The sequence below is a fragment of the Planktothricoides raciborskii GIHE-MW2 genome, assembly GCF_040564635.1.
Lineage (GTDB): Bacteria > Cyanobacteriota > Cyanobacteriia > Cyanobacteriales > Laspinemataceae > Planktothricoides > Planktothricoides raciborskii.
Window position 1 is genome coordinate 1,914,999 of record NZ_CP159837.1, and the last position, 13,096, is coordinate 1,928,094.

General features: G+C 45.9%; 9 protein-coding genes. All 9 read right to left on the minus strand.

Annotated features, from left to right (window positions below):
* Positions 1–29 precede the first annotated feature (29 nt).
* The 9 genes from ABWT76_RS08080 to ABWT76_RS08120 all read right to left on the minus strand — a co-directional run bounded on the left by ABWT76_RS08080 (position 30) and on the right by ABWT76_RS08120 (position 13,048).
* Positions 30–356, minus strand: a complete 327-nt coding sequence (locus ABWT76_RS08080) for a DUF6825 family protein (protein ID WP_054470380.1) — start codon at positions 354–356, stop codon at positions 30–32.
* A 989-nt stretch (positions 357–1,345) separates the two neighbouring features.
* Positions 1,346–2,701 carry a DNA cytosine methyltransferase gene (locus ABWT76_RS08085; RefSeq protein WP_072160619.1) on the minus strand — a complete coding sequence of 452 codons (1,356 nt, stop codon included), beginning with the start codon at positions 2,699–2,701 and terminating at the stop codon, positions 1,346–1,348.
* Between the two features lie 218 nt (positions 2,702–2,919).
* Positions 2,920–4,200, minus strand: coding sequence for a lipid-A-disaccharide synthase (lpxB, locus tag ABWT76_RS08090; RefSeq protein ID WP_054464517.1), 1,281 nt, complete (start codon positions 4,198–4,200; stop codon positions 2,920–2,922).
* A complete protein-coding gene (gene lpxA / locus ABWT76_RS08095; RefSeq protein WP_190876910.1) occupies positions 4,200–5,006 on the minus strand; it encodes an acyl-ACP--UDP-N-acetylglucosamine O-acyltransferase in 807 nt (268 codons plus the stop codon). The genes lpxB and lpxA overlap by 1 nt, the downstream gene beginning before the upstream one ends.
* Before the next feature lie 199 nt (positions 5,007–5,205).
* Positions 5,206–5,730 (minus strand): 3-hydroxyacyl-ACP dehydratase FabZ, encoded by a 525-nt coding sequence (fabZ, locus tag ABWT76_RS08100; protein WP_082348712.1) that lies wholly within the window; start codon positions 5,728–5,730, stop codon positions 5,206–5,208.
* Between the two features lie 9 nt (positions 5,731–5,739).
* The gene (gene lpxC, locus ABWT76_RS08105) at positions 5,740–6,633 is read right to left on the minus strand and encodes a UDP-3-O-acyl-N-acetylglucosamine deacetylase (protein ID WP_054464690.1); all 894 of its coding nucleotides are present in this window, start codon (positions 6,631–6,633) and stop codon (positions 5,740–5,742) included.
* 86 nt (positions 6,634–6,719) lie between these two features.
* A complete protein-coding gene (locus ABWT76_RS08110) occupies positions 6,720–9,245 on the minus strand; it encodes a BamA/TamA family outer membrane protein (protein ID WP_354635914.1) in 2,526 nt (841 codons plus the stop codon).
* Between the two features lie 263 nt (positions 9,246–9,508).
* Positions 9,509–10,243, minus strand: a complete 735-nt coding sequence (purC, locus tag ABWT76_RS08115) for a phosphoribosylaminoimidazolesuccinocarboxamide synthase (protein WP_354635915.1) — start codon at positions 10,241–10,243, stop codon at positions 9,509–9,511.
* Between the two features lie 240 nt (positions 10,244–10,483).
* A complete protein-coding gene (locus ABWT76_RS08120) occupies positions 10,484–13,048 on the minus strand; it encodes a GAF domain-containing protein (protein ID WP_354635916.1) in 2,565 nt (854 codons plus the stop codon).
* Positions 13,049–13,096: the final 48 nt, after the last annotated feature.

The window sequence follows — 13,096 nt, forward strand, 5'->3', positions numbered from 1 at the left end:
TGACAATCCCCATAATTTATCATAATTAATCAAGCACGAGAATTGCTACGATAACGTTGCAATTCTGCTCTGACCTGGGCAATTTCTGCTCGTAATTCGTCAATGGTGGCTTGTAAATCTTCTGATTCTGACCCATTCGCCCCGCTGCCCGATCCGGTACTTTCTAAGCTAACCGCTTCGGCGTCTCGCTTGGCTCGTTCCATCACTTCTTCGGTAAACTTGCGTAAGTTTTCCCGTTGTTCTGCATCAAACTTACCCAGTTCGCTTAAGGCATTCGTAATGGTTTTCGAAATCGTCTGATTGACAACTTCTGCCAGGGCTCGGCCTACAAAGAAAGCATTAACAAGAGGATTCATTTTACTTACATCATGTACACACACATCCGCAGATGATTATAACAGCGATTTACTTTTGGGTGTAGGTTCTGGGCATTTATTTTTTTGTTATTGGTTATTGGTTATTATTTGTTGGTTGTTTGTTATTTGTTATTTGTTTAATAAGAACTAGCAACGGAGCAACGGTAGGGGTCGATGGGAGCTTCACAACTCCCACCTCCCATTCAGAACGGAGCGTGCCACTTTCGCGGCACTCCGCTCCTAGCTGCGCTTGCTAAACCAATAGCATCCTAATGGGGAAGTCGTTAAACGTTCCCGTTTGGCATAGCGTTCATCCTTTGTCCCTTTAAAATCACACCATGTCGTAAGCGACTGGTTTTGTGCGTCCTTTGGACTTACTAATAATCGCTAACTTCACAGCCGTGGCACGTCTGCATATCCACTGGCAAAACCGGCGGAAAAGAGCTTTCTTGCCACATCCCATTCCCAATATTTCATCCGCTTACACACTATCGCTACTTACCATTACTGGTAAGAGAAATATGGGTTTACTTCGTTCCCTAGTGGTGGTTGAATGCGCTTTTAGGGTCTTCCCTGTCCCCCTAGGTATTTCTGGGATTCCTTTGTGACTGACTTGTTAAATTCGTCACCTTTCCCTATGCCATTTTGGACGCAGCGTAACAAGCAGTTTCGCTACTTTTGTTTGGAGAGGGTTCAAGCCGGGAATTCGCTCTCGCTGCCCATGAGCGCTTGACTTGCTGATTTTTCCCATCTGCTTAGGGATGATCAGCTTTCCTACCCGCTTCACGAGTAAAGATAGTGAATCTTTACCGTGGGGTGAGGTGTCTATGACCTCGGAGGAAAAACCCTCCGGGAATCTTTGTCTACAGGACTATCCTGTACACCCCCAGAGTTATGTAGGTCAGAACCTACACCAGACGCACGTTTTGGGTTTTATCCCTAGACTTTCCGCCTGAACGAATCGCACTAACAACTAACAACTAACAACATTAATTAATTTTTTGCCAATAATCACTGGCTTCTGACGGACTCATCCAGAGTAAGCGCAGATCGCCTAATTCTAAAGCAGGAGAGTCAGGGGGTAGGGTGAGGGGATGTAATTCTAAGTTTTGGACGACTTTGGCGCCGATCGCCCGTGCCAATAAGGGGGGTAGGGCATTGCCGACTTGACGAAAGCCATGCCATTTGGTGGCGTGGAAGCGAAACCAGTCGGGAAATGAATGTAAGCGAGCGGCTTCTCTAACGGAGATGACCCGGGGATGCTTGGGATGAATTGGTCGGGGAGAGGTGTGGCGCCCGCGATCGTTGCCGGTTCCCGCCCGTAAGGGGGGACAAACATGATTGATATCGAGGCGACGGAGCCGACTTTGGGGTTCAACTTTGCCCATCGGTGTGGTGGCGAACCTCTTGGCTGAGGCTTCGGTGTGAACGGTACGCATGGCGCCGGTGAGCATTTGCGGATTCCACTGTCGGGGATAGCCCAAGTTGTGGGGGTCGGGGATTAATCCTCGGAGCGATCGCGCATATTGGGAACTGCGCTGTTCGCATTCAAGCAACTGTTCTGGAGTCAGGAGAAGTTCATCGGTTCCCAGTAATTTATGCCAGCGATCGACATTGGGCAGGTCGGCGATCGCATCCCCGACGGTGACTTGAATCGCGTCTGGGTCATTAGCAGAAAATTCAGGATATTCTAGCAACGGATAACCAATGCGGGTGCCAAGGATAAATAAGCGGCTACGGTCTTGGGGCACCCCAAAGTTACGAGCGTTAATCTCTTGAACCGGCTGGGTAATGTGATAACCTCCAGCGGCTAAATCCTCTAATAATTTTTTTCTTAAGTCATCGTAAGGCGCATCCAATAAGTTCGTCACATTTTCCATGACAAAATAGCGCGGTTGCAGTTCGCGAACTAAGCGACTAAACTCAAAGACCAAATCATTTCGCTCGTCTTGTAATTCCCGCTTATTAGTTTGAGAAAATCCCTCTGCTGGCGGCCCCCCAATCACTAAGTCAATTTCACCCTGCCACGGTTTTACCGGACGGTGACGGTAGATTTCCACTGGATGAGAAATCCATCCCCTAATTGCCGCATTTTCAATTGCTTTTGCCGAAACTTTGGTCGCATCGGCACAGAGAACTGTGGTGTGAGGAAAGTTATAAGAATAGACCGCTGCATGGACGGGATCAATGTCTAAGGCGGCTACCACGTCAAATCCGGCTTGTTCAATGCCCAGAGAAAATCCGCCAACTCCGGCAAATAAATCCACGGCGATCGGTCGGGTTCGATGCCGATGCCCGGACAGATTGTGAGCAAATGGTTGAGTAAATGGGGAAGTAAATGACACAGTTGGCGATCTGGCTAAAATTTACTGGCTAAAACTTATGCGACTGGAGCTAATGGATCTAACATAGAGCAGTTTTGACCCTTTTAATATGGGGAATTAGAACTGCTTTCATATTGAAACATGATTTTCGCAAATTTTGAGCGATCGCCAGAAAGGTTTAAAAAACTTGACATTAGACAATTCCAATTGAATCAGCTTTTAGCCGCTATTTTTCTGGGCTAAACCTGGGCTAAAATTGCCAAAATTGATTGGGCAGCGCGATCGCACGCGCCAATTTCTCCTAGGGCTTGACGCATTGTTTGATAATCCTGGAGGATTTGTTGCCGTTTGGGGGTATTTTGAAGCAATGGTAAAGATTCACGGACAATATTGGCGGGAGTGACTTGATCTTGAAGTAACTCCGGCACAATTGATTTCATTAAAACTAAATTTACCGGAGACATAAACGGAATTGAGAATTTGAGCAGCTTGGCCAAAATCCAGGCGCTAATCGGGTTGAGGCGATAAATCACCACTTGAGGGACATTTAACAAGGCAATTTCTAGGTTGACGGTGCCTGATTTGGTAATGGCCAAATCTGCGGCAGCGATGCCTAGGTGATTGTTTTCCCCTGTCAAGATTTTGGCTGGTAATTTAAATAAAGCGATCGCTTTTTCGATATCTTGGCGATAAATTTGGTTGGACACAGGAATCACAAATTGCACGTTGGGTAAATGCTCTTGAATAGCCCGAGCCCCGGCCAACATCACTGGCAATAAATATTTAATTTCTTGCCGTCGCGAAGCGGGTAATAAGGCAATCACTGGCTGGGAAGAATTAATCCCTAAAGCGGCGCGGGCTTGTTCCCGGTTGGCTGCCCCTTGTATCTGGTCAATTAAGGGATGACCCACCCAGGTGACATGGGCGCCTTTTGCTTGATAATAACGAGCTTCTTCGGGAAAAATCGCGATGAGGCGATCGCAAATGCTAACAATTTCGCTGGTATTTTTGTGATTAAAAGACCACACCCATTCCTGGGGGGCAATATAATAAACAATCGGCACTTGGGGAAAATGCCGCCGAATATAATTACCCAGCCTTAAATTTGGCCCGACATAATCAATCAAAATCACTAAATCCGGGGTATTTTGTTGCAGATATTGGTAGATTTTTGCTTGCAGTTTTAGGGTGGGCAAAATATAAGGCAAAGATTCCAGAATGCCTACAGAACCAATGGCGGTTGTATTCGCCCAAATAGTTGCCCCGGCTGCGGCCATGCGATCGCCCCCCAGGGCAAAAATTTCTAAATCTTTAGATTCTAAATCTTTAGATTCTAAATCTTTAGATTCTAAATCTTTAACTTCTAAATCTTTGCCTGGGGCTAAAAATTGACGGTTTAATGCCTCAATGAGTAAAGAACCTTGCAAATCACCGGACACTTCCCCAGTGCTAATAAAAATGCGCTTGGATCGGTTCTTTTTCGCAGTTATGCTGGCTTCATTTTCTGGTTTCGGTTTCATTAAATATTTTTAATCTTATTCTCAAACTTTCCAGGAGTCAGTCCGCGTCTATCCTCTGTTAATGACTGGGTGATAAAGTCAGATAAATGGGTTAAATATGGATTTTCTGGAATTAAATTTAACTGTTCTAATGCCTCTTTTAAAGACAATCCAGAGCGATACAAAATCCGAAAAGCTTTTTTCAAAGATTGACTTTCTTCCGCGCTAATTCCTGCCCGTTTCAGCCCCACGGTATTCAGGACGCGAACTCGCGATGGCGATCCTTCTACTAACATATAAGGAGGAATATCATTGATAATGCGACTGCATCCGGCAATCATAGCCAGTTGGCCAATATGCACAAACTGATGAATTCCTGTCACCCCACCAATCACCGCTCGTGATTCAATGTGAACATGACCAGCCATATTCACCGAATTGGCCATGACTACATGGTTTTCGATCGCGCAATTATGGGCTACATGGGCATAAGCCATCAGCAGGTTATGATCGCCAATGGTTGTGCTTTCTCCCTCCCCTGTGGCTCGATTAATTGTCACATATTCTCTGATCGTATTGCCATTGCCAATCTTGGTAAAACTGATCGCTCCTTTATATTTTAAATCTTGAGGTTCGGTGCCGATCGCGGCACCGGGAAAAATCCGATTGTCTTCGCCAATTTCTGTATGGCCATCAATCACCACATGGCTATAAATTTTGGTGTTTTTGCCAATTTTTACGTTTTTCCCAATCACACAAAACGGGCCAACTTCTACCGTTGGATCTAACTCGGCTTCCGGGTGAATACTTGCTGTTGTATGAATCATATTAATTATTAACAAAGTTGTTGGTTGTTTGTTGTTTGTTGTTGGGTAGGGATTCTTTGGGTAGGGATTCTTTGGGTAGGGATTCTTTGGTTGATGAACAAAGAACAAACAACAAAGAACAAACAACAAAGAACAAACAACAAAGAACAAACAACAAAGAACAAACAACAAATATGCTATTTTTTTGCCAATGCGGAGGTCAGTCCGCCAAGGAAAACATCAGAGTTCCTTCGCAAACTTTCTGGCCATCGACTAAGGCGATCGCCTCCATTTTGGCGACCCGCTTGCGCTTTACCACCAGCAGTTTTGTGGTCATTTTCAACTGATCTCCCGGCACCACCGGACGCCGAAAGCGCACCTCATCAATTCCAGCAAACAACCAAATTTTCCCATGAGGTAATTCAGGATGTTGACTCAGAACAATTCCCCCCACTTGAGCCATTGCCTCGACAATTAACACCCCAGGCATAATGGGTTTTCCGGGAAAATGTCCTTGAAAATGCGGCTCATTAAAAGTGACATTTTTCATTCCCACCGCCAATTCCCCAGGGACATATTGAATGATTCGATCCACTAGGGCAAAAGGATAACGATGAGGGAGCAACTTGTGGATTTCTTCCACATTAAAGCAGACAGTTTCTCTAGCAATATCTTCAGACAATTTTTTTTCACCCAGATCCGTTGTCTCACGAGCAGTGGTTTGCTGCTCAATTGTTTTAGACATAAGCTTAAATCAAGCTTTACTAAGTAAGCGAGTAAGTTTGATATGTAGGTGATGGCTGGCTTTATAGGCCACAAAATGAGCTACGGGAAAGCTGCCCAGCAAGCTCAAATCTCCCACTAAGTCTAGAATTTTATGACGGACTGGTTCATTTGCAAACCGCAAGGGCGGATTTAGCCAACCAGATGGGCTGCAAACCAGGGCATTTTCTAAGCTGCCACCTTTAATTAAACCGGCGGCTCGCAGTTGGTCAATTTGGTGGGCTAACCCAAAAGTCCGAGCGGGGGCAATTTCTGCCATAAAGCTTTCGCGAAATCCCTCCTGCCCCCTGGCGCGATCTGGCGACCAACTATACCACTGCCGACCGATCGCCGGTAAATCAAAATCGATCGCATAACTAAAGCGCAGTTCATCCGCTGGTAACGCGGCGACAAAGGCATCATTTTGGCGCACCCATACCGGAGTCTTAAGCTTTTTGGGCAGGGGATTTTTGGGCAGGGTCAGGGAGTTGGTTGGGTCTTGTGGAGTTTTGAACTGGGTGGCGGGCACCAGTCCCACCCGGAGAATTTCTTGCGCCCAAGGTAGGGCTGACCCATCTAACAGCGGCACTTCCGGGCCATCAATTTCAATTCTGGCGTGGCTAACCCCCATTCCCGCTAAGGCTGCGAGGAGATGTTCTACGGTTCTCACCCTAGCCTCACCACTGGCTAACTCCGTAGAAAGGGTGGTTTGATGGACTGCATCTACATGAGTGGCGATCGCGGGTTTTCCCGGCAAATCAACCCGGACAAAGTAACGCCAGGAGTCCGCAAGGGATGATTTCTGGGCAGGCAGCACTTTGACCGTGGTGAAATTCCCTGTATGTAAACCCACCCCAGACAGTTCAAACCCTGCGGCCAAAGTCATTTGGGGAACAGGGAACGGGGAATAGGGAACGGAGAATATTGCCTTCCCGCCCTGCCCAGACTTTTTCCCTCTTTTTAATTCATACATTAGAATTTCTCTCCAATGCCAAAGTGGAAACGACTATCACCCTCATCATTGAAACCGTAATCAACTCTAATTGCCCCTAGGGGAGACTGGACGCGAATTCCCAGACCATAGCCAAACCCTTCACCGGGCTTACCCCGGACTCCTGCGGGGTCGCCGTCCACTTCACTGCCGGTTCCCAAGTCAGAACCCACATCAAAAAATAACGCTCCGCCAACTAATGAATAAACCGGAAAACGATATTCAGCGGTGGCTTGAACGTAACTCCGACCAGTACCCAGTTCGCCTTCCCCGTATCCGCGCACGGTACTGCTGCCGCCGAGAGAAAAGGCTTCATAAGGGGGTAAGTCTCCAATTACCGTTCCCGCTTGGAAATTCACCGCAAAGGTTTGTGGGCCTTGGGAGAAGCGAATTAAATTTACTGGAACATAATGACTGACGCTACCTCGGAGGCGATTTAAGAAAATACTGCCGCTGCCCACGGGAATTGATTGCTCGCTGCTCAGACGCAAGACCGACCCTTGTGTCGGTTGTTGGGCGCTATTGCGGCCATCATAAACTGTTCCCAACTCGAAGGTGATCAGGTCATCTTGCCCGTCTTCGTTAAAGCTGAGTAGGTTGCCCAGTTCATCGCGGGGGGTAATATCCCCATCCCCGTCTCTAACACTGACTCGTTGATATTGCAATCCCAGAGAACCCCGCCAGTTGCGAGCTAAAGGACGGAAAAAGCTGACGCCACCGCCGAGTCGCAGTAATCTGGGGCGATCGCCATTTTCCAAGGTGACTTCGTTTTCGCCGCCATCGAAAATTAAAGAAATGGAACGACGCCGAAAAGCATTCACTGTATAAGAAAGCCTTTCCGTACCCGCAATCCAAGGATCGGTGAAGCTGATGTCGTACAACAGGGCTCGCTCACCCACTTGGACTTCCGCGCCAAATTTCTGGTTGCGGCCAAACAGGTTTTGTTCTTGATAGCTGACGGTGCCAAATAAGCCACTGGCGGAACTGACCCCGGCACCAGCGGCGATCGAGCCAGTATTTTTTTCAATCACATTCACTACTACGACCACCTTCCGGGGGTCTGTACCGGGATTCAGAGACAGTTGCACGTCCTCAAAGATGCCTAAACCAAAGACCCGCTGCAAGTCTCTTTCTACGAGCGATCGGTTAAACACCCCGCCCGGTTCCAGTCCGAGTTCTCTGGTGATGATGTATTCTTTGGTGCGACCTTTAATCGGTTCACCATTTTCATCGACGGCCTCGCCATCTTTATTCAAGAACCGAATCTCGATACTTTCAATGGTTCCTTCGGCTACTTCTAATGTCACCAAGCCATCAGGACTGACTTCCGGGGCATCAATCACTTGAGCCAAAATGTAGCCATTTTGTTGATACCAATTATTTAATCGTTGGATTCCTTGTTGTAAGTCCCGAAAGTTAATGATTTTGCCGTACTGATTTTCAAATGCGGCGGATATTTCACTCTGGGGCAGTACGCTATTGCCGGTTACTTCTACCCTCGTCAGCACGGGGTTGGCTTCTACGACAAAGGTGACTCGGACACCGAGAGGGGTATCTTCGGGTTCCGCTCGCACTTTGGAGAAATATCCCGTGGCAAAAATCGCGTTAATGTCTTCTTGGAGTTGCGATCGCGTGGTGGTTCGTCCCGGTCTTAAAGAAATTACCCGATAAATCTCATCTTCCAGTTCTCCAGATACCCCACTCACTGCCACCTCTGCCACCAATACATCCGGCTGATTCCCTGGAGATACTGGCGTGGGAGTCCTAGGATTGGTTTGCCTAGGGTTGGTCGGCGTAGGCTGTGGCTGCCCGGGCTGTTGTGTTCCACCGGGAGAGAAGGGTTCCGCTTGTGGAGTTGCCGGTGCGGGAGTTGCTTCGGCTGGGGTTGCCCCTGCGGGAGTTGCCGGTGCGGGAGTTGCTTCGGCTGGGGTTGCTTCGGCTGGGGTTGCCCCTGCGGGAGTTGCTTCGGCTGGGGTTGTGGACTCATTCTCTGCCGGTTCACTTGCCGGAGTGGACTGGGGCGAAGTTTCTTGAGCCAACAACTTAGTGGCAGATATGGTCTGGTTTTCTGCCAAAGAAAAACCAGTTTCTGGATTCGCTTGCCCCACCAAGGGCAACGGATTCATCTCTAGGGAAATCTCAGGGATAGCCCCCAGAAATGGCTCAACGGCTGAGAACTCAGTCTTGAACAATAAGTCATTGCCAGAATTCACAGCCAGGGATGACGATGACTCTACAGAATTTAAACTACTTGGAGGGAAAACTGAGAGACTGATGGGAGCAAACTCCTCGGTCTGCGGCGGCTCCTGAGAACCGATCGAGGAATCCTTTGATCGTTCTCCCAAGGCTGAATCCACTGTTTTGTGGTGGTCGGTCTGCTCAACCGGGCTGACCAAGGAGTTATCCGAATTAACGGTTGGGTTTGAGGTTTCACCCTTAGCAGGGTGCTGAACACTCAAAATTGTTGAGGCAGTGAATACGGCTCCCAACAGCGTAGATAAGCGCATTGTTTTATTTTCCGACACCTTCACACCATTTAAAATTAAGCTAAAATTAAGCTAAAACTAAGCCAAAACTAAGCCAAAAATTGACCAAACTGAAGCCAAAACTAAGCCAAAACGCCAAAAGCGATAATTAAGCTCATAATTAGCCAAAATTAAGCACTTTAATTAAGGACTTTTGGCACTGAACATGACAACTTAAAAGTGATTTTAGGTTATTCACCTATTTCGGCTTTCTGTTTAAGTTGTCCGGATGAATGTTTGCGGTTTTACCCTTGAGTTTTACTGTTTAAAACTCGTTCTAGCACTTTTTGATAAGCCGATTCTACTTGGCCTAAATCTTGGCGAAATCGGTCTTTATCCATGATGCGTTTGGTTTGATCCGTTTCCCCTTCATCCCAAAGTCGGCAAGTATCGGGACTGATTTCATCAGCCAGCAACAGTTTGCCGTTGACATCTATACCAAATTCAAGTTTGAAATCCACTAGGGTAATGCCACACTGGTGGAAAAATTCCGTGAGTATTTCATTGATTTGTAAAGTCATTGTTTTGAGTTGATCGAGTTCTTCTGGTGTTGCCAGTTCTAATAATAGAAGCCGATCGCGGGTTAACAGGGGATCTCCTAATTCATCATTCTTATAGAAGAATTCCACCAAAGGATGTTTCAAGACCGTACCCAAGGGCAAACCCGTTTGCTTGCAAAGGCTACCAGCGGCAATGTTCCGCACTACCACTTCCACGGGGACAATTTTCACCCGTCGCACCCGCATTTGGTTCGGGGCGGGTTGGTCAATCCAGTGGGTGGGAATGCCTTTCGCTTCCAGCAGTTGAAACAGTTCGGTGCTCATTCGACAGTTGATTTCACCTTTGCCGATGATGGTGCCACGTTTCAGGGCATTAAATGCGGTGGCATCATCTTTAAAGTGTGTCAGCAAAATTTCTGGATCTTCGGTAGAATAAATAATTTTGGCTTTACCTTCGTAAAGTTTTTGCATATCGGCCATAAGACAAGGTTAGGTTTTTGTCCCTAAATAATGGATCTCGCCTGTATTCTGCCATAACCAGGGCAAATTTTGATCGGTTCTGAATTTTTTTTGCCATGAGTTCTTGAATTTTGCTTTAGTAAAAGCGTCACCGCATATATCTGGGCATATATCTGGGCATATATCTGGGAATTCAGCCGATCCTCGGTTTGTCGCTAATAAAATTTGATTAAATATCTTGATTTTTAGAGCAATTTATGATTATTTAGTTGTCATGGTATGCACCCCATCCCAAGAATCCGGCGGGGGTAATTGAATATAATTGAGCGATCGCTGAATATGTAAGCTTACCGCTCGGTCTTGTTCTTGCAATCCTTGAGCTTTTTGGAATAGTTCTAAGGCTTGCTGAAAATTGCGATTCATATAGGCATTACGCCCCTGGGCATAAATTTCCAGAAATTCTGTCATTTCTGGTGCTAAAGGATGGCTGGCTAATCCAATTAGTTCATAGATGCTGACCGCTTGTTTTTTGCCTTTTACCCGAATTTTATCTAATTCCCTGACTCTAATGCGATCGCGGCATAATTGATAAGTGAATTCACTTAAAATAATATCACAATGGTATTGTTTGGTGATGCTTTCTAAGCGAGAACTTAGGTTAACTCCATCGCCAATTACTGTATAGTCCATGCGTTTTTGGGAGCCAATATTTCCCGAAACTACTTCCCCGGAACTAATGCCAATGCCAATGGCAATTTTATGCTCGGTTTGGCGATCGTTAAATTCCTTGAGGCGCGATCGCATATCCAAGGCAGACTGCACCGCTTTCCAGGCATGATCTTGGATCGGTAAAGGTGCCCCAAATACCGCCATTAAAGCATCACCAATAAATTTATCTAAGGTGCCATCATAATTAAACACCGCCTCCACCATTGTTTCAAAATATTGGTTTAATAAAGAAACCACTTGAGACGCTTCAAAGTTTTCCGTCAGGGTGGTATAACCGCGAATATCAGAAAATAAAATAGTCACTTCTTTGCGTTCCCCGACCATCAAAGCATCTTCACCCAAAGCCATTACTCTTTCCGCAACTCCAGGGGTCATGTAACGATACATGGTGGTTTTCATTCTTTTTTCTTGACTGATATCTTCTAGTACCACTAAGCCCCCGCGCACTCCCCCTTCCGGGTTGGTTAACGGGTTAACGGTTAGATTAATACTGCGTTCGATTTTTTCAATTTGACTGGCATCAATTCTGGGTTGATGTACGAATTCTGAGGATTCATTCCAGAGGAGATAAACTTCAGGATTTATGCGATCGCTAATTGCTAAACTATACCGTTCACAAATATCTCTGGTATGAAAAATTTGTTCTCTGGATTCTATATATAATCCCACGGTTAAACTTTGCTCTGGGACATAATGTTTGGCGGCATTTTTTAAACTATCTTCTAAACGCCAGCGTAAGTTTTCAATGGGTACTACTTCCCACAGTAAGCGCCCGATTAATTTTTGCTGCCAAATTAGTAACTGTTCTTTTCCCTGTTCTCCCTTAGTCGGACACCCCAACAAGGCGATCGCGGCTTCATTAATCGTCACGATTATTCCCAGCATATCCGTAGAAATAACCGCATCAGAAAGACTTTCTAAAATATCTTTTTGATACTGCTTTTCTACCATCACACTTTCAAATAACTGAGCATTTTCTAAGGCCATGCCTGCTTGAGCATTAAAAGCTCTTAAAAACGCTTCATCGGCAGTGGTAAAATTGCCTTTAATTTTATTAATTAGTTGAGTTACCCCAATCAAGTTGCCTTGGGCATTAAAGACCGCCATACAAAGAATATTCCGGGTTTTATATCCAGTCCGTTCATCGGTACTCGGATCGAAACGCGGGTCTTGATAAGCATTGGGAATATTCAAAGTTTGGCCGGTAGATGCTACATATCCAGCAATTCCTTTATCGGCAGGAATGCGGATTTCCATCATGGTTTTGCCATCGGCTTTGGCTACTTTTGTCCAAAGTTCGTTGGTTTCTTTACTGAGTAAAAATAAGGTGCTGCGATCGGCTTGCATTAAATCTTTGGCTTGATCCATCACAGCGCGTAAAGTGGTTTCTAAATCTAGACTTTGCCCCAAGGTTGTGGTGGCTTTCACCAGGGCATTTACTCCCCTTTGATTTCTCGCTGCCATATAAAAAGATTGGCAACTATCGAGAATAATCCCGATCGCCTGAGCAAATTCCCGGAATTCTTCCTCGTCCCGGTCGTCAAAAGGTAGGCGATCGGTTCTGTTTAAAAGTTGCACCACCGCCAAAGCATTCGTCTCGTCTTTCCGACTAAAAATTGGCATACATAGCAAATTTTCCGCCGTAGTTCCTAGGGCTTCATCGACTTCTGCATTAAATAAAGGATGATTGTAAGCATCGCTAATATTGACACCTTTGCCAGTTTTGGCCACATAACCCAAGATGCCAATATTGATTGGCTTACTGATTTCTATGGTTTGCCCAGTTTCATTATCGGTAATTTTTGACCAAAGTTTCCGTCTTTGGTCATCTACTAAGAAAATTGTAGTTTTTTCCGCTTTCAGGATTTGGCCAATTTTTAGAGTTAACGCATCTAAAATTTGCTCCAGGATATTTTCTAGGGATTCATTCTCAATCAAATCCAGTGCTCTGAGATATTGCTGAAATTCTGCGGTAATAAAATCCAGCAGACAGACAAATTCTCCCACTGGCAGTTTTTTGACTAAATTAGCCAGAACGCCGGTTTGATTCACTTGCGTCAGCCTAGCTAAAACACTACCAGCATTAGAAAAGGTCATGGGGAAGTATCCGAGGTATTTTTATTATCCAGCATAGCTTAGATGATG

Bases quoted from the DNA above. Each gene is read 5' to 3' on its own strand.
- ABWT76_RS08120 (WP_354635916.1), bottom strand. From the start codon at position 13,048: ATGACCTTTTCTAATGCTGGTAGTGTTTTAGCTAGGCTGACGCAAGTG.
- lpxC (WP_054464690.1), bottom strand. From the start codon at position 6,633: ATGACTTTGGCCGCAGGGTTTGAACTGTCTGGGGTGGGTTTACATACA.
- lpxA (WP_190876910.1), bottom strand. From the start codon at position 5,006: ATGATTCATACAACAGCAAGTATTCACCCGGAAGCCGAGTTAGATCCA.
- lpxB (WP_054464517.1), bottom strand. From the start codon at position 4,200: ATGAAACCGAAACCAGAAAATGAAGCCAGCATAACTGCGAAAAAGAAC.
- purC (WP_354635915.1), bottom strand. From the start codon at position 10,243: ATGGCCGATATGCAAAAACTTTACGAAGGTAAAGCCAAAATTATTTAT.
- ABWT76_RS08080 (WP_054470380.1), bottom strand. From the start codon at position 356: ATGAATCCTCTTGTTAATGCTTTCTTTGTAGGCCGAGCCCTGGCAGAA.
- ABWT76_RS08110 (WP_354635914.1), bottom strand. From the start codon at position 9,245: ATGCGCTTATCTACGCTGTTGGGAGCCGTATTCACTGCCTCAACAATT.
- fabZ (WP_082348712.1), bottom strand. From the start codon at position 5,730: ATGTCTAAAACAATTGAGCAGCAAACCACTGCTCGTGAGACAACGGAT.